Raw genomic sequence first — 16,862 nt, forward strand, 5'->3', positions numbered from 1 at the left:
ATCGCCGGATGTCGGTATCAGCGCCCATGTGCTCGAAAATCCTAACCCAAGCGCTTACGCGCATCGCCAAGTCGTGCGTGCGATGGCTGCGATTGAGTTTCGGACCGGCGGCTGGCCGGTCCGCGATGATGACGGCAAGCCGATCCGCAACGATCCGAAGAACATCCGCTATGCGTTGGCTGTTTTGGGCGTTGATGCCCAGCGCAACACCTTCACCCAAACGGATGAGTTTCGCGGTTACGGTCTCGACGGGCGCGACCTGAACGATATCTGCGAAATCCTGTCGAGCGCGTTCGCGCGTGAAACGAACTTCAAGGCCACGCCTGCCGCAATCAAACGCGAGCTTTTGGCCATCGCCCATGAGCAGAAGTACCACCCCGTCGAGGACTATCTTGATGGCCTTGTGTGGGACGGTACGCCTCGCCTCGACAAATGGCTGGCCGATTATTGCGGTGCCGAAGACAACGAGTTGAATGCTGAGTTCGGCAGCAAACTTCTGATAGCAGGCGTGCGTCGCATCAAGCAACCGGGCGTCAAGTTCGACACAATGCTAGTACTCGAAGGGGCACAAGGGGTGGGCAAATCCCAAATCGCCCAGCGCCTGGCCATCCGTGATGAGTGGTTCTGTGGCAGCCTTGATCTTAAAAGCGATGACAAGACCAAGGCCGAGATGTTGGCTCTCATCTGGATTGCCGAATGTCAGGAATTGGACGGAATGAACAAGACCACGAGCCAAAGCCTGAAAAAGTTTCTGAGCACTTCTGTCGATATGTTTCGTCCTGCCTATGCTCGCAACGTGGCTGAATTTCGGCGACACTGCATCATTCTGGGCACCACGAATGACGGAAAATACCTTCGCGATCTTACCGGTAACCGGCGTATCTGGCCGGTGAGTGTTGGGCAGATTGACTTGAAGCGTTTCAGCGAAGACGTTCATCAGCTTTGGGCCGAGGCGGTCGCGAGGGAGGCCGCCGGTGAAAATATAACCCTGTCGCCGCACCTGTGGGATGCTGCCTCAAAGATTCAGAACCAGCGAATGGTCGAAGATTCAATCGGAGAAGTCTTGGAGGACGTCTTTGGGAATACCAAGGGGCGGGTTTCGATGGACAGCGTAAAGCTCCTTCTTAGTCTTAACACGGCGCGCATGTCTACGATGGACACGCAACGGATCAATGCAGCGATGAAAAGGCTGGGCTGGGATAGTGGAACCCATCGCCTCCATGATCTCGGCAAGCGCGAGAAAGGCCCGCGAAAAGGGTTCGCACGTGGCAATGCTGAAGAGCGAAAGACTGAGTTCATCGCTGAGCGTGTCGATGGCGGGGTGGTCATTATTTCGCAGCTGTCTGCTCGGCACTATGACCAACCACCTTTCTGAGCGGCATGGCGTACCTTGTAACGTAACATAAGGCCCAAACTGGCCTGCACTACCCGGCGGGGCGCTACGGTGCCCCGCCTTATTGCTGTTCTGAAAACTTCCGAGCTAAGTTACGGTTACAAGTTACAAAAAGGTCGGTGGAAGGCAATTTTTGCTTCGGGCTTATTTTGGCGGGCAGAGGGGCGCAAAGGCCGCATTGGGCAGGTGGCGGGCAGGTGAACACCCTAGGTGGGCCTGTATGGCCTGCTCCGTGCCGCTACCGCCTATTGCACTGCGCTTGCAGTGTATCGGCTGCCGGGGTCAGCTTCTACCGCTAATTGACGCTCATAATTGACGCTCGGCGATTGGGTCTGCCAACTGCCGCGTTCCGGAAAATATCGGATCATGCCGGTAAACGTGCCCCGCAGCATCGCCCCGAATTCATTTTGATCGTCAAAGTGCCCGTTCACTTGGTATAGGCAATCGCCAATATGGCCCGTCCCGGCATCAAAGCGCCGCGAAAACTCGGACGTTTAGGGCGCGATAAGCGCACGGTGCACGTCCACTTTGATCATTGTAAAAGCTGACACCACTTTTTTCATCCATTCATTGGGCAAGGCGTTCAGCGTCCTGTTAGGTTAGGTTTGTAAGCATGGTTCAACGGGCATTTTTAGCACGGCACGAGAGTAGCCTGTCAGGTCACGTCCCGCCAAAGCGTGCCGTGCCGCACGTATCTGTAGCCGAAAATCGCGGCAGCTGTGACGGCGGAGAGCAGACCGTAAATCAGCAGGAAGCTGACATATGTTGTCGCCTGAATGACCGTTTCGGTGGCCCGTTTGGCCCGAGTTGTGGCTTTCATGTTCGCATAGAGATCTGTAAAGAAAGAAGCCTGATCGCTGGCTGGCGTGAAATGAACGATCTGATTCCACCCGTCACCGCCGCAACGGGCGGAGATCACCTCGTCGCCCCGCTCGAAAGACATGTTTTTGCACCGCAGATATACGTCCCCCCCGTGAATGGACGAAGGAATATCTCTGTTGCCGCCTAAAAGAAAAGCTGCGTCCTGTCCGAGCAGGCGTCGCGACACATTTTCTTCGGCTTCATAGTCCGTGTCGAAGCCGATCAATGGGGTGGTGTAGACGATTTTGCCCTCGGTGCTGATGGGTTGCATGTAGAATTCCACCTTTGCTTTCAGTTCGAAAGCCCAGATCTCGAGGTAGTGTTTGCGGTCGCTTTCAAGATTTTCGCGCTCCATGTAGCGCATCTCGCGGCAGGACCCATCTGTAGAGCAAATCATGAATTTATAACCGGAAGACGGCAGGACACTGTGGTAAACTGCGACACCGCACAGAAACAGCGGAAGCAAAAGAACAAGTGTCAGTCTCTTGAATTGTGCCGCAGTCATGCTCACACCCACGCATTTTTCCCTGCTTCACATGGCTTTGTGGCCTAAGTTGGGCATAATAACGAACGATAACAACATGCAACGGCGCGCACTGACTGGATAATGTCGGACATCGGCTAAGTATCTGGAAACGCTTCCTTATTACGCAAATCCGATCTACGATCGGTATTGGACAATACCTAAGGTAGAGGGATTTTATTTTTGGTACACAGCGCCTAGGTGCAATTCCACAAAGCCCTAATGTGTGAATTTTCCTCGTATGATGGTGCCCCATGACGGACTCGAACCGCCGACCTTGTCCTTACGAAGGACCTGCTCTACCAGCTGAGCTAATGGGGCATCCGTCTCTTGTTCGGCCCTACTATGGCACTACTAGTTCTTCTCGTTTGCCTAGAAGCTGTTGGATATGCAAGACATTCTCGCGGGGACCCGCTAATTACGAATGACGTGCTCTACCAGCTGAGCTACACCGGCCAATCTCTAGAGCCGAACTCACCAGCCAGAGATTGGCCGGGCTGTTAGCACCGGAGTTGAACCAAGGAAAGGTCTATTTGACCTTTTCAGGTTCATTGGATTCGGCGGGTGTTTCCGCCTGAACCGGGGTGTCGGACTTCGGTGTGTTTTGCGTCTCATCTTCGGGCACAGCCGTTTCGGGATCAAGGACATCCGGCCCTTCGGGCGGTGTTGTCTTGTCTTCGATTGCGCCGACGATCAGAGGCAGCATCTCTGCGCCTGCGGGCAACACGGTTTCGCTTTGCGGCGGGCTGGTCCAGCTGAGCGTGTCGAAGCTCTGGCAGTTATTGCAGACCGGGGTCCATTCGGTGTGAATGGTCCTGCAATTGTCGCAGACCCATTGCGGACCTCGTGGCGCTGTCAGCGCGCGGGCGAGCCAGCCACGAACCACGGCATCCGACGCACCTTCACCGCGTTCGACAGCGGCGACAATGGCCAGAACACGGGTGTCTGGTTCGCGCTCGGCCAGATCGCCCAAGGACCGTCTCGCTTCGGGAAAATCCTCGGCCGCCAGATTGAGTTCAGCCAGAAGCAATTTGGTCTCGCGATGCTCTGGACGAAGGACCGTCAGTTGCCGGAACCGCTTGAGCCGCGCTTCGGCGGATTCATTCGGTTCGATTTCGGCAAAGGCCGATGCCAGGTCCGGATGTGGCTGGACCTGCCAGGCCTTCTTGAGGATGCGCACCGCGTATTTCTGGCGACCTTGCGCGATATAGCTGCGCGCGGCCATCGCTGCTGCCGGGATAAGGTCAGGCGACGATTTGTTGGCCGCGATCGCCGCTTCCTGCGCTTCGATGGTCTTGCCTTCGTCCAGCACACCTTTGGCTTCGGACAGGGCAAGTACGGCGTCCCGACGTTTGTGTACGTCGCGCGGCAACGCACCGTGTTTCAGCTTGGCATTGAGCGTTTTGCGCGCTCCGGACCAATCTGAATTCTGAGCCTGCAGGCGCAGCAAGGTGTCCTGCACCTCTTCGTGCTTTGGCTTGATCGCAAAGGCGCGTTCCGCAAGTTTCAACGCAGTGTCCGTATCCCCCGCGTTGAGCTTTTGTTTCATGAGGCCACGCACACCGACAAATCGTGTGCTGTCATTCTGAACAAGGCGCTTGTAGACGTCTTCCGCCTTTTTGCGGTCGCCCGTCATCTCGGCAGCCTGCGCCGTGATCAGATCGGTGAGTTCGGGCTTGTGGAGATACTTTTCCGCCTTCGTCGCTTTGGCCATCGCCAATCTGCCCTCACCCGAGGCAAGCGCCATCAATCCTTCGCTCAGCGCCTGAAACCCTTTGCGTTCGCGATTGCGGTCAAAATACCGCGATATTGCGGTTTCGTCGCCGTTGATGAATTTCAGTGTCGCAATCAACAGTGCGAACAGTTTCAGGAAGACCCACACCACAAGGATCGCGACCAGGGCGGCAATCACCGACTGAAGCGGGCCAAGGGTGAATTCGGTGCCCCCTGCCGTAATCTGAAGACCGCCACTGCTTTCAATGAGAAACCCCGCCCCAAGGGTCAGGGCCGCGACGATGACAACAAATAGAACGATCTTGAAAAGAGACCAAAGCATCGGACGCCCCCTTATTCCTGAAGAAGTTGCTGGACGAGACCGTCCGCGGCTGTTTTCGCCTCAAGGCGTGTTTGTGCGCGGGATTGCCAATCTGAAAGTGCATCTTGCGCGACCTCTGGCAAGGCTGAAAGCTCTGACAGGGTAGTTTCAAGATCGCCGGATCGGAGCGCCGCCTCTGCGCGGGACAGCACAGCGTCCGGATCATTGCCCTCTCGGGGGGCAACAGACCGTGCGCCAAGTTGGTTGGCAAAGAACGATGCGATGCGGCCGGCGCCTTGTGCTCCGTCGGTTTCCATGGTGCGGGCCGCCGAAAGGGCATCGCGTGCCGCACCGGGAAAGTCTTCCATCAGACCAGTCTGGGTCGGAACACCACTTTCGGCATTTTCTGAAAGTACGTCTGGCACCGCCACTCCGTTTGAGGACAGGACACCAACGGCCCCGGAAAAGGGTGCGCCGCTTTCAAGCCCTGTCGTAATCTCGGCCAGTGCCGCACGGGACGCCGCAAGTTGGGCTTGCCCTTCGGCGTTTTCCTCGGCAGCGACAGCCTCTTGCGCCATCTGGACAATTTCGGCCCGCTGGGCTTCGACGTCGGCCTGCAAATCAGCCAAGGCGCGCTCGTATGCAGCGATGGCTTCCGGAGATACCGCCTGTTCAAGCGGCTGACGTTCAAGCGTGTCGATCCGGGCTGTGATCTCATCAAGGCGGGTGGAAAGGTCGGACGTGGCAGACTGAACCGTCGCCAGCTGTTCTTCGATCGGTGTCAGATCGACAGTCGGGACTTCGGCCCCTTCCAGATCGGCCAGCCGCGTTCCAAGTTCGGACAATGATCCATCCTGCGCCGTCAATGCCGCGCGAATGTCGTCTTCGAAACTGCTATCGTCCGCAGTGGCGAAGGGCCAGAGATCCTGGGACACATAGGCTGCAACGCCGTAGCCAAGTCCGGCCGCAACAACGCCACCCAAAAGCATCGGGATAAATCCGCCTTTTCGTTCAACCGTCGTTTCCCGGATCACCTGTGGCGCAATGGGAACCGGCTCTGAATATGTTGTGGCTTCAGGCGCGGGTTCAGGTTCAGGTTCAGTGTTATGGCCTTCGACAGTCTCTGCATCAATGATCAGCGCTTCTGCCTCTTCCTCGGAGAGGTGATCATCCAGTGTCTTGCCGTCGTCCACATCAGTGGTCTCTGTCGATTCGATCACATCCGGGGTCGGTTCATCCTCTGACGTCGGCGCGTCTTCGGGTTTGGGTTCTTCCTGTTCGATGACATCGTCTGTCACTGACGCGGTGACGCTGTCGGCGTCATCCTTGGGCGTGTCATCACCCGCGCCATCCGCACCCAAACCGGAATCCGTCGTGTCGCTATCTGATTTGGGATCTTCCGATGGATCTTTCGGATCGGTCACACCATCGGTCTTGACCTGATCTTCCGTCTCTGGTTTCGACGTTTCATCCGTGCTTTTGCGTTTCGCCACCGGTTCTTCCTTCGAATCTGTCAAGTCTTTGAGACAGTATTGTCAACTTTACCTTACAGGTCTCATATCCGCCGCTCAAGCGTGACGGCATGTGCGATCATTTCCTTTACCAATTTCACCATCCCATCCCGGTTCGGAGTATCGGCAACCCGGGTCCGGCTTGCAGCCTCTTTGGGCAGTACATCCGCCACCGATTGGCTGATTGCCGCGAAACTCACATCCCCGATTCCGTCTGATTCGCGGCCAAACTGTAACGCCGTTCTGGGCGAGAATACCGGGGCAAGGATCGGTCTGTCTTGCGACAAAGCCTCCCGTGTGGTTGGTGAAAAGGGTTCAAGTACCTGACCATACAAGATGACTTCGGATGTTGCCACGCCAGCTGCTGTCAGGCGCTGCGCCACATCTCCAATTGCGATTTCGCCCCTCAAATGCACCAACTGTCCCTTGTATCCGCGATCCAACACATGCCGGACCAGATGATCAGCCGTTCCTCCCGCGATTTCGGTCTCGAACCCAAACGCGCGGGTGGCCTGACCTGTCGCCGCGCCCACCGCGATCACCGGGATGTCCAAAACCGATCCACCCAGCGCAGCATACGCATCTAAAGCGTTCGCAGAGGTGAAGATCAACCCGGAGACATCTTCCAACGCCGGCAAAGGCCCTGTGACATGGATCGACAACAAGGGATTGATTAAATAATCGACAGCCTCACGCGACTCCGCGGGCAAAGCCTCCCAAAAGGCCTCTGAAGACGGCTTCGGCCGTGTCAGCAGCAGGAGTGGGCGTCGCGAGACCATACCGTCCGTCTTGTTGTGAGCAGCAAACAAGGGTGGTAACTGCTTGACCTCATGGGTGCAACGGAAAGTCTGATGGGCCACGACATCACCGTACTTGGGCTGGAAAGCAGCTGTGACGACACAGCGGCGGCCGTTTTGCGCGGACGAAAGATCCTGTCATCCGTTGTTGCTGACCAGACGGCGCTGCATGCCGCCTACGGCGGTGTCGTTCCCGAGATCGCCGCACGCGCCCATGCCGAAAAGCTGGATCTGTGTATCGAGTCAGCCTTGTCCGATGCGGGTGTGACCCTGTCGAACATCGATGCCATCGCCGTGACTGCGGGTCCTGGATTGATCGGAGGCGTATTGTCCGGCGTGATGATGGCCAAGGGTCTAAGTGCCGCCACGGGAAAGCCCCTGATCGGCGTGAACCATCTGGCAGGTCACGCCCTGACACCGCGCCTGTCGGACGGACTCGGCTATCCTTACCTGATCCTGCTGGTGTCCGGCGGCCATTGCCAGTTTCTGCGTGTGGACGGCCCGACAACCTTTTCACGATTGGGCAGCACAATCGACGATGCGCCTGGCGAAGCGTTCGACAAGACCGCCCGACTTCTGGGTTTGCCACAGCCTGGTGGCCCGTCGGTGCAACATCATGCGTGTGACGGCGACGACGCGCGTTTTGCCTTTCCCCGTCCGCTTCTGGATCGGCCGGGATGTGATTTGTCCTTCTCAGGCCTGAAAACCGCGCTGCTGCGCCAGCGCGATCAACTGGTCGCTGATCAGGGTGGCCTGCACACGCAGGATGTAAATGACCTCTGTGCCGGGTTTCAGGCTGCCATTCGCGATGTTCTGGTAGAAAAGTCACGACGCGCGCTGGCCTCGTCTAATGGACTCACGGGTTTCGCCGTTGCTGGCGGCGTCGCTGCAAATACCCAGCTTCGCACCGCATTAGAGACGCTTTCTTCTTCTCGGGGTCTGCCATTTGTTGCGCCGCCACTTGCGCTTTGTACCGACAACGCAGCAATGATTGCCTTTGCCGGGGCCGAGAAGTTTGCCGTTGATGGCGCGGATGATCTGACACTGACCGCGCGCCCGCGTTGGCCTTTGGACCAAAGCGCCCCGGCCGCACTGGGCAGTGGCAAAAAGGGTGCAAAAGCATGATCGGGATCATGGGCGCAGGCGCGTTTGGCACCGCGCTTGGCATCGCTCTGGCCAAGGCGGGCACGCCCGTCACACTTTGGACGCGATCAGAAATACATGCAGAAGACATGGGCAAGTTGCGCCGAAACAGGGCCTATTTGCCTGACGCACCGTTCCCCGAACCGCTCTCCGTCACGTCGGACATCGACGCGCTGGCCGATAGCAAGGTGGTGCTTGTCGCGGTGCCGCTTCAACACCTTCGGTCCGCCCTAATCCCGCATGATCTGCCGGATGCGCCGATTGTGGCCTGTTGCAAGGGAATCGAACTGTCCAGTGGCCTTGGACCGACCGGGGTTGTCGAGGAAGTTCTGCCAGGCGCAATCACCGCCATCCTCACCGGTCCCAGCTTTGCGGCGGATATCGCGATTGGGCGACCGACAGCGCTGACATTGGCGTGCCGTGATGCGACAATCGGGAAAGCCCTCCAAGACAGACTGACGACTCCGACGCTGCGGCTTTACCGGACAACCGACACCATTGGGGCCGAACTGGGTGGAGCCTTGAAGAACGTCATCGCAATCGCCTGCGGTACTGTGATCGGCGCGGGACTCGGCGACAGTGCACGGGCTGCGACGATGACGCGAGGTTTTGCAGAAATGCAAAGGATCGGTGCATCTTTTGGCGCCCATACCGACACTCTTGCAGGGCTCTCTGGTCTGGGCGATCTTGCATTGACCTGCACATCAGACCTGTCGCGCAACTATCGGCTTGGTCTGTCGCTGGGCCGTTCAGAGGTCTTTGACCCGACCATCACCGTCGAAGGCGCGGCGACTGCAGGCGCAATGTTCGAGATTGGAAAGGCACGCGGTCTTGATCTGCCAATCACAGAAACAGTGACACGGCTGCTTGACGGTTCAACGACTGTCGTGGATGCCATAGAAACCCTTATGACCCGTCCACTGAAGGAAGAATAAATGCTGATAGCCCTTATCGCCCGGGACAAAGCTGGCGCTTTGGAGACACGCAAAGCCAACCGCGACACCCATTTGGCCTATATCGACGCAACCGGCGTCGTCGAACAGGCCGGGCCGCTTTTGGATGCGGACGACCAGATGATCGGGTCGCTTGTCATCCTGAACGTCAAAGACGTCGCGGCCGCACAGGACTGGGCGGACAACGACCCCTATGCCAAGGCCGGTCTGTTTCAAAGCGTTGACCTGATACCTTGGAAGCGGGTTGTCGGCCCATGACGTACTGGCTGTTCAAATCCGAACCGTCGACGTGGTCCTGGGAGGATCAGGTTGCCAAGGGAGATGCCGGCGAGGAATGGGACGGCGTGCGCAACTATCAGGCGCGTAACTTCATGCGCGAGATGTCCGTGGGCGATCTGGGTTTCTTCTACCATTCGCAAAAGGAAAAGTCCGTCGTTGGCACGGTCGAAGTGATCGCCGAGGCGCATCCAGACAGTTCGACGGAAGACGACCGCTGGGAATGTGTGGATATCAAGGCTGTTGAGGCGGCGAAAACGCCTGTGACCCTGGATCAGATCAAGGCGGATGACCGATTGTCAAAGATGGTTCTGGTGAACAATTCCCGGCTGTCCGTGCAGCCCGTGACCAAAGAGGAATGGCGTATCATCTGCGATTTGGCGGGCTTGACGGGTTAGGGATCGGCGCTCAAGATCAAAAGAGAGGAAACAACTCTACCCCGCAACAACGGTCAGGGCGCCATCATGTCTGTGTTTTCCGTAATTGCGGCCGGGCTGGCCGCATGGGTCTTCGGTGCAATCTGGTACAGCGTTTTTGCCAAACCCTGGGTAGGCGCATCTGGAGTTGTCACTGACGCAAACGGCAAACCCGCTAACCAGAAGAACCCCGTTCCCTATATCATCAGCGTTGTTTCAGCGATCATCGTGGCAGGCATGATGCGCCATATGTTCAATCTTTCAGGCATCGACACCTTGGGCAAAGGCCTTGTTTCCGGACTGGGGATCGGCGCATTTCTCGCCACGCCCTGGATCGCCACATGTTATGCGTTTGCAGGGCGCCCGACGATGCTCATTCTGATCGACAGTGGATATGCCATCTTTGGCTGCAGCGTGATTGGTGTCGTTCTCACGCTGCTGTAAGATAAATACGGAGGGTCCGGCATTACACCGAAACCCTCCGTCCCCGCGCTCCCAAGTCACCACGCGCGTAAACTGAATATGGTTTCGGTCGTCCTGACCGTCATGGATGTTCTACATCAACCGTGTCGTCTCAACAAACGCCAAGTCCAAAGCATTTGGCTCAATTACAAAGAAAAAGAGCGCCCAAGATAGAACGCCCTTTCAAATATCGTGGTGTCGGCGCTTAGCCGTAAACCGATTCTTTTCCGAAATGCTTGGTCAGCATGTAGTAGACAACGGCGCGGTATTTGTTGCGCTCGGATTTGCCATAGGTTTCGATCACGGAATTGATCGCATCCATAAGCTCGGGCCCATCGCTCAGGCCAAGCTTCTTGATCAGGAAATTGTCCTTGACCGTCTCAAGCTCGGACGGCTGCGAACCGGCAACGGTGGACGCATCCGCATTGTAGATCGCAGGACCGCACCCGATGGTCACTTTGGTCAGCAAATCCATGTCGGGTGCCATCCCGCACTTGTTCTTCAAATCATCCGCATACTGCGCGATCAAATCGTCTCTCTTACCCATCACTGTCTCCCTGTGAAGTCTTGTTTCCCCTGAGGACCGGCCCCCAATGGACGGAAAGGTTGCAAAAACCGGTCGCGCGGGCAACGGAAAATCACGTTTTGCGTTTCGTGAGCGTGTTTTCCCCCTAGAGTGGGTGCGAAAGCCACGGGATGGTGGCTTGGACACTCAGACATAGGAGAGGCGCATGGGCCTTTGGAATTTCATGAAATCAGCCGGTCGGAAACTGACTGGCCAGGACGATCTGCCAACAGCGGCAATCCTACAGAAAGAAGTGGCGGACCTCGGACTTGATACCAAGGGCGCCGATATCAAGGTCGAGGGCGACAAGGTGGTCGTCTCGGGCGGCGACATGACTCCGGAAGAGCGCGAAAAGGTCATTCTGGCCGTGGGCAACGTCGAAGGTGTGGCCGAAGTAGAGGCCGACACATCCCACGATCCGGTTTTTCACACCGTGGAAAAAGGCGACACGCTTTGGGCAATTGCCGAAAAGACGCTGGGCAACGGCTCAAAATACAACGCCATCTTCGAGGCCAACCGTCCGATGCTGAGCCACCCGGACAAGATTTATCCGGGTCAGGTTCTGCGCATTCCGAAAGAAACCTAAAGCAGATGCCTGGCGGTCTCTTCAGGCATCTCGCTTTTTCAAGGAATAACGGCTGCGGTTTGCCCGATCTGAAAGCTTCGGAAAAACCAGCAAACCGCAGCCGATATTTACGCGCCCAGTTCAGGCGAATCTATTCACCAGCAGCAAATGTTGGCATAGGCTTGGTAAGGATCAAAGTCTGCGCCTTCGACTTTCCGATCTCGCGCAAATACCAGACTTCCTTGCCTTTTTTCTTGCTCGGTGGCTCTGAAACAATTTTGTAAGTTGATGTTCTGGGGCCCACGTTTGAGCCGTGCTGACAGACAACCACCTCATCGTTCAGTACATGGTCAATCACCCCAATATGGGCATGGTGGTCCGGTCCTTTGTGACCGTTAGGAATGACTTCCCAAGTATCAAGTGTGATACGGTCATGTTTATCGACAACTTTGTCGTCGTTTTCATCCTTTTCTGACTGCTTGGACTTGGACCGGGCCCAAAGAACGGCACTGTCGTAATTTATATCATGCCATGTGTGTGCAGTGCCCGCGATCTTCTTGTACTTGTTGTGCCAGTGTATCGGGTTTTCAATGAAACAGCCGATGGCCGAATAATAGGCGTTGGTGAAGCCATTGCAGTCTAACCCAATCAATTGATCATTGTTGACCCACTCCTGAAGACGATCTGGCTTTACAAGATCGGCTTTCAGAGCCAACTCCAAGAGAAGTGATATCTCTTCGATCTGACCATGACCGAAGAAACATGACGAGATGCGATCCCAGCTCCTGGAAAGCCAATCAACGGCGTCTGTGTCCTTTTTGACTTCTTCGTTGTTGATAAGTTGCTGCTTGATCGTTTGAGCACGTTTCCGCCGTGCTCCGGAATGCCCAGAGATATACTTGGTGATCGCAATTTTCTTGACGCCTCCGCCAGGGGTTCGAACAGGAACCGAGTGGCAGATCTTGACAAACTCCGACGCCCAGAGGTCGGGACCAAAAGATTTAAAATTCGCTGTGCGTATCGATTTAATTGCTTTGTGGTTCCGGTATCTATCCATCCCAAACCTCACCTTGCGAAATAAACAATGCAAAAAAACGAGACCTTTAAACCACGTCGCCGCTGTTCCTCAAAGGACTTTTGCAGTCAGCACCAGCCATGGAAGTGCGACTTCTGCCAAGTTAGACGCGGCTTGGAACACTACAGGTCTAACAAAGAATAGAAAAAGGCCCGGGTGTGCACGCCGGGCCTTTCGTATTCAATGCGCCAATTCTTGCCGATTGGCTCAGTACCGATAATGTTCCGGCTTGAATGGGCCTTCTGGTGTCACACCGATATAGGCGGCCTGTTCAGGGGAAAGCTGGGTCAGCTTCACACCGATGCGACCCAGATGCAGACGGGCAACCTTTTCGTCCAGATACTTGGGCAGGATATAGACCTTGTTCTCATACTCGCCACCGTTTTTCCAAAGCTCGATCTGCGCCAGCACCTGATTGGTGAAGGATGCGGACATCACGAAGGACGGGTGACCGGTGGCATTGCCAAGGTTGAGAAGACGGCCTTCGGACAGCAGGATGATGCGGTTGCCCGAGGGCAGTTCGATCATGTCCACCTGTTCCTTGATATTGGTCCACTTGTGGTTCTTGAGGCTGGCCACCTGAATTTCGTTGTCGAAATGGCCGATATTGCCGACGATGGCCATGTCCTTCATCTCGCGCATATGCTCGATGCGGATCACGTCCTTGTTGCCGGTGGTGGTGATGAAGATGTCCGCGCTGTTCACAACGTCTTCCAGCAGAACAACCTCAAACCCGTCCATTGCCGCCTGAAGCGCGCAGATCGGGTCTGCCTCGGTCACTTTCACACGGGCACCGGCACCCGACAACGACGCCGCAGAGCCTTTGCCCACGTCGCCATACCCACAAACCACGGCGACCTTGCCGGCCATCATCGTGTCGGTGGCGCGGCGGATGCCGTCGACCAGCGATTCCTTGCACCCATACTTGTTGTCGAACTTCGACTTGGTGACGGAATCGTTCACGTTGATCGCCGGGAAGGGCAACTGACCGTTCTTGTGCAATTCATAAAGACGGTGAACGCCGGTTGTGGTTTCCTCGGACACACCCTTGATCGCATCGCGAACCTTGGTGAACCAACCGGGGCTTTCCGCCATCCGCTTGGCGATCTGCTTCTTGATCACCTCTTCTTCCTCGGATTGCGGCACCGGGATAATGTCTTCGCCCGCTTCAGCGCGCGCGCCCAGCAACACATAGAGCGTCGCATCGCCGCCATCGTCGAGGATCATGTTTGCGCCTTCGGGGAACATGAAGGACTTGTCGAGATAATCCCAATGCTCTTCCAGCGTCTGGCCCTTGATCGCGAAGACCGGCACGCCGGCCTCTGCAATCGCCGCAGCCGCGTGGTCCTGGGTCGAGAAGATATTACACGACGCCCAGCGCACATCCGCGCCCAGCGCGGTCAGCGTTTCGATCAGAACGGCGGTTTGAATGGTCATGTGCAAAGACCCGACGATCCGTGCACCCGACAGAGGTTTGCTTTCACCGTATTCCTCGCGCAGCGCCATCAGGCCCGGCATTTCGGTTTCCGCGATATCCAGTTCCTTGCGGCCATATCCAGCCAGCGCGATGTCTTTGACGATATAGTCCTTGGCCATGTGCGGCGCTCCAATTGCATATTCGATTGGAAGGCGAGTTAGCATGCGGTCCCTGTCCCGGCAATGTGTGGCAGTTTACAACCGGCAGATGTGGCTCTACCCACATCAGAAAAGAGGCATGATATGGCAAAATCCCCACGCGCATGGCAGCGGATGCTGTCTGGTCGCAGGCTTGATCTGTTGGACCCGACACCGGTCGATATCGAGATCGAGGATATCGCGCATGGGTTGGCCTTTGTGGCACGCTGGAACGGGCAGACCTTTGGGGATTACCCTTATTCCGTGGCCGAACATTCCCTTTTGGTGGAAACCCTGTTCACGCGCCTTTGCCCCACAGCAACTGCCGCCGAACAGTTGACGGCTTTGCTGCATGACGCACCGGAATATGTGATTGGCGATATGATCTCTCCGGTGAAAGCGGCTGTCGGACCGGGTTATGGGGCGTTGGATGATCGGCTGACCGCTGCAATTCATATCCGCTTTGGGCTGCCTGCGATCACACCTGTCAAGCTCAAGAAACAGATCAAGAAGGCGGACCGCATCAGCGCCTGGATGGAGGCTACGCAAATTGCCGGGTTCACGAGACCTGAAGCGGACAAGTTCTTTGGCGCACCCGATCTGGACCTGATTGCCGACCTTGATATCGTGCTTCGCCCCCCCGTGGACGTGCGTCATGAGTTTACACAGCGCCATGCCGCCCTGTTGGGGCAGTTGGTGTGATCACAATACGCAAGGCAGGTGATCTGGATGCGCGGGACATGGCCGAATTGCTGGACGCAATCATCCGGAAAGGCGGGTCAACGGCCCATACGGGACAGGTCACACGCGCCACGATTCTCGAGTGGATGAAACGCGACCCCGACATGTCCGCGTGGCATGTTGCAGAGGACGGGGATGGCCGGATTCTGGGATTCCAGTTCTTTGAACCCCACCCTGAGCTGCCGCCGGAGGCCTGCGATATCGCAAGTTTCGTCAAGTTGGGACAAACCGGCCTTGGCGTTGGTTCAAAGCTTTTCGACGCCTCGAGACAGGCCGCGCAAGACTTGGGGTATGCCTGGATCAACGCCACGATCCGTGCCGACAATTCAGGCGGATTGGCGTATTACCAAAGCCGTGGGTTTGAGACCTACGCCCATCACCCGGATCAAAAGCTGGCCAATGGTGTTGTCGTGGACAAGATCAGCAAGCGGTTTGATCTTCGTCTGTAGTGCCGTCGGGAAGCCGCTTCAAAGCGGCCTGCAGGAAGCACGTTCGAACAAGTCTTAATGCGGTTTTGAAACCGCGTGACCAAACCCTTTCGAAAGACTTCCCTGCTCTATCGCGGAGAGCGTTTCGCCAATATCCGCTGCAAGGTCCGGCGGTGCATGTTCAATCGACGGGCGGTTTCCGACACGTTGCGATCACAAAGTTCGTAAACACGCTGGATGTGTTCCCAACGCACGCGATCCGCGCTCATCGGGTTTTCGGGCGGCGGAGGAAGATCATCACCCTTGGCCAATAGCGCATTTGTGATGTCGGTCGCGTCGGCCGGTTTGGACAGGTAATCGGTCGCGCCGATCTTCACCGCGGCCACAGCCGTCGCAATCGCGCCATATCCGGTCAGTACGACAACACGGCTGTCGGGACGTTTTTCGCGGATCACCTCGACCACATCAAGGCCGTTCCCGTCTTCAAGACGCAAATCAACTACAGCATATGCAGGAGGACGTGCAGTTGCGATGGCAGACCCGGCTGTGACGGATTGAGCGGTCTCAACTTCAAAGCCCCGCTTTTCCATCGCCTTGGCGAGACGACGCAGAAACGGTTCATCATCGTCCACAAGCAAGAGGCTTTTGTCGTCGCCAAGATCGTCTAAGGTCCGCTCGCTCACCGTGGTTCCCTCCCGTCGCGTTGCGTTATCCGCCAGTATTAACGGTGAATTTTCCAACATCAACGCTCAAATGGCGCGCTATTCCGCGACTTCAAGAAAGCAGGCGGCGCGCTCTGCAAGCTGTTCAGGGCTCAGCTCGCGGCGAAAGAACTCCACGAACCCGTCATCAGGCATGACCAGATAACTGAAGGTCGAATGATCGACAAGGTAGTAGTCATCGTCTCCTGGCTGGCGGCTGTAGTAGGTTCGATAGGCTTGACTGGCCGCCCTGACCTGCTCTTCAGAACCGGTCAATCCGATCATGTCTTCATGCAGGTTGGCCGCAAAATCACCGACAACTTCGGGGGTGTCCCGGTTAGGATCAATCGAGATGAAAACAGGCGTGACCTCGTGGCCTTGTTCCGTCAGGATATCGACCGCTTCGGCGTTTCGGGCAGTGTCCAGCGGACAGACATCCGGACAGAACGTATATCCAAAATAAACCAGTGAAGGCTTTGTGATCACATCTTTGTCAGTGACGGTCTCGCCGGACGAATTGACCAGCGTGAAGGGACCGCCGATCGTATCCGACCCACCGGCGACCCTCGTGGTCCGGCAAGACGCGTATTTATCGCCACCACTGCCCGCCGGCATGCTTGCGTACCAGATACCACCTACCAGCGCGACGATTGCCACACCTGCCGAAATCGCTGCCAAACGTACCATGTGATCCTCTTTGTCCTTGTACCAACAAAGCCCTTCTCATCAGAACTGCCTTGCTTATGCTTTGTTACAGTCGAGGTAAAGATTTTGAAATCCGGGGCAAGTGGCGAAAGGGCGCA

At 56.5% G+C, this 16,862-nt stretch carries 18 protein-coding genes and 1 tRNA gene; 9 read left to right on the forward strand and 10 right to left on the reverse strand.

Annotation, left to right across the window (positions count from 1 at the left end):
- A partial coding sequence (locus ACTIEN_RS16175; RefSeq protein ID WP_439524186.1) for a VapE domain-containing protein occupies window positions 1–1,375 on the forward strand: 1,375 nt, incomplete at its 5' end.
- Between the two features lie 673 nt (window positions 1,376–2,048).
- On the opposite strand, the gene ACTIEN_RS16180 is transcribed toward ACTIEN_RS16175, so the two are convergent.
- From ACTIEN_RS16180 to ACTIEN_RS16200, 5 genes are all read right to left on the reverse strand, one after another.
- Window positions 2,049–2,759 carry a hypothetical protein gene (locus ACTIEN_RS16180; RefSeq protein WP_439524187.1) on the reverse strand — a complete coding sequence of 237 codons (711 nt, stop codon included), beginning with the start codon at window positions 2,757–2,759 and terminating at the stop codon, window positions 2,049–2,051.
- Between the two features lie 263 nt (window positions 2,760–3,022).
- Window positions 3,023–3,098: transfer RNA gene (locus tag ACTIEN_RS16185), tRNA-Thr, on the reverse strand.
- A 208-nt stretch (window positions 3,099–3,306) separates the two neighbouring features.
- Complete coding sequence (locus ACTIEN_RS16190; protein ID WP_439524188.1) at window positions 3,307–4,833, reverse strand: heme biosynthesis protein HemY; 1,527 nt, start codon at window positions 4,831–4,833, stop codon at window positions 3,307–3,309.
- Between the two features lie 11 nt (window positions 4,834–4,844).
- Window positions 4,845–6,305, reverse strand: coding sequence for a COG4223 family protein (locus ACTIEN_RS16195; protein ID WP_439524189.1), 1,461 nt, complete (start codon window positions 6,303–6,305; stop codon window positions 4,845–4,847).
- Window positions 6,306–6,367: 62 nt separating this feature from the next.
- Window positions 6,368–7,102 (reverse strand): uroporphyrinogen-III synthase, encoded by a 735-nt coding sequence (locus ACTIEN_RS16200; RefSeq protein WP_439524190.1) that lies wholly within the window; start codon window positions 7,100–7,102, stop codon window positions 6,368–6,370.
- A gap of 72 nt (window positions 7,103–7,174) precedes the next feature.
- Between ACTIEN_RS16200 and tsaD the strand changes: the two genes are divergently transcribed.
- The 5 genes from tsaD (at window position 7,175) to ACTIEN_RS16225 (ending at window position 10,352) form a co-directional block, all read left to right on the forward strand.
- Complete coding sequence (gene tsaD, locus ACTIEN_RS16205) at window positions 7,175–8,245, forward strand: tRNA (adenosine(37)-N6)-threonylcarbamoyltransferase complex transferase subunit TsaD (protein ID WP_439524191.1); 1,071 nt, start codon at window positions 7,175–7,177, stop codon at window positions 8,243–8,245.
- Window positions 8,242–9,198, forward strand: a complete 957-nt coding sequence (locus tag ACTIEN_RS16210; RefSeq protein WP_439524192.1) for an NAD(P)H-dependent glycerol-3-phosphate dehydrogenase — start codon at window positions 8,242–8,244, stop codon at window positions 9,196–9,198. The genes tsaD and ACTIEN_RS16210 overlap by 4 nt, the downstream gene beginning before the upstream one ends.
- Window positions 9,199–9,474, forward strand: a complete 276-nt coding sequence (locus ACTIEN_RS16215) for a YciI family protein (protein WP_439524193.1) — start codon at window positions 9,199–9,201, stop codon at window positions 9,472–9,474.
- Entirely contained in the window at window positions 9,471–9,890 is a 420-nt protein-coding gene (locus ACTIEN_RS16220) for an EVE domain-containing protein (RefSeq protein ID WP_439524194.1), read from the forward strand. Before ACTIEN_RS16215 ends, ACTIEN_RS16220 begins: the two co-directional genes overlap by 4 nt.
- A gap of 66 nt (window positions 9,891–9,956) precedes the next feature.
- A complete protein-coding gene (locus tag ACTIEN_RS16225; protein WP_439524195.1) occupies window positions 9,957–10,352 on the forward strand; it encodes a DUF1761 domain-containing protein in 396 nt (131 codons plus the stop codon).
- A 223-nt stretch (window positions 10,353–10,575) separates the two neighbouring features.
- Here ACTIEN_RS16225 and ACTIEN_RS16230 read toward each other — a convergent pair whose 3' ends face one another.
- Window positions 10,576–10,917 (reverse strand): DUF2853 family protein, encoded by a 342-nt coding sequence (locus ACTIEN_RS16230; RefSeq protein WP_439524196.1) that lies wholly within the window; start codon window positions 10,915–10,917, stop codon window positions 10,576–10,578.
- A gap of 184 nt (window positions 10,918–11,101) precedes the next feature.
- Between ACTIEN_RS16230 and lysM the strand changes: the two genes are divergently transcribed.
- Complete coding sequence (lysM, locus tag ACTIEN_RS16235) at window positions 11,102–11,521, forward strand: peptidoglycan-binding protein LysM (protein ID WP_439524197.1); 420 nt, start codon at window positions 11,102–11,104, stop codon at window positions 11,519–11,521.
- Between the two features lie 130 nt (window positions 11,522–11,651).
- Here the strand turns inward: lysM and ACTIEN_RS16240 are convergent, their stop codons facing one another.
- Both ACTIEN_RS16240 and ahcY read right to left on the reverse strand, forming a co-directional pair.
- Window positions 11,652–12,557 carry a hypothetical protein gene (locus ACTIEN_RS16240; RefSeq protein ID WP_439524198.1) on the reverse strand — a complete coding sequence of 302 codons (906 nt, stop codon included), beginning with the start codon at window positions 12,555–12,557 and terminating at the stop codon, window positions 11,652–11,654.
- Between the two features lie 225 nt (window positions 12,558–12,782).
- Complete coding sequence (gene ahcY / locus ACTIEN_RS16245) at window positions 12,783–14,171, reverse strand: adenosylhomocysteinase (protein WP_439524199.1); 1,389 nt, start codon at window positions 14,169–14,171, stop codon at window positions 12,783–12,785.
- A gap of 123 nt (window positions 14,172–14,294) precedes the next feature.
- Here ahcY and ACTIEN_RS16250 point away from each other — a divergent pair, with 123 nt between their 5' ends.
- Together ACTIEN_RS16250 and ACTIEN_RS16255 are read left to right on the forward strand one after the other, a co-directional pair.
- Window positions 14,295–14,891 (forward strand): hypothetical protein, encoded by a 597-nt coding sequence (locus ACTIEN_RS16250; RefSeq protein ID WP_439524200.1) that lies wholly within the window; start codon window positions 14,295–14,297, stop codon window positions 14,889–14,891.
- Window positions 14,888–15,379, forward strand: a complete 492-nt coding sequence (locus ACTIEN_RS16255) for a GNAT family N-acetyltransferase (protein ID WP_439524201.1) — start codon at window positions 14,888–14,890, stop codon at window positions 15,377–15,379. Before ACTIEN_RS16250 ends, ACTIEN_RS16255 begins: the two co-directional genes overlap by 4 nt.
- Before the next feature lie 107 nt (window positions 15,380–15,486).
- On the opposite strand, the gene ACTIEN_RS16260 is transcribed toward ACTIEN_RS16255, so the two are convergent.
- Both ACTIEN_RS16260 and ACTIEN_RS16265 read right to left on the reverse strand, forming a co-directional pair.
- Window positions 15,487–16,041, reverse strand: coding sequence for an ActR/PrrA/RegA family redox response regulator transcription factor (locus tag ACTIEN_RS16260; RefSeq protein ID WP_439122116.1), 555 nt, complete (start codon window positions 16,039–16,041; stop codon window positions 15,487–15,489).
- 78 nt (window positions 16,042–16,119) lie between these two features.
- Window positions 16,120–16,746: an SCO family protein gene (locus ACTIEN_RS16265; protein WP_439524202.1), complete on the reverse strand. Its 627-nt coding sequence runs from the start codon at window positions 16,744–16,746 to the stop codon at window positions 16,120–16,122.
- Between the last annotated feature and the right edge of the window lie 116 nt (window positions 16,747–16,862).

This window comes from Marivita sp. (genome assembly GCF_051859345.1).
GTDB lineage: Bacteria > Pseudomonadota > Alphaproteobacteria > Rhodobacterales > Rhodobacteraceae > Marivita.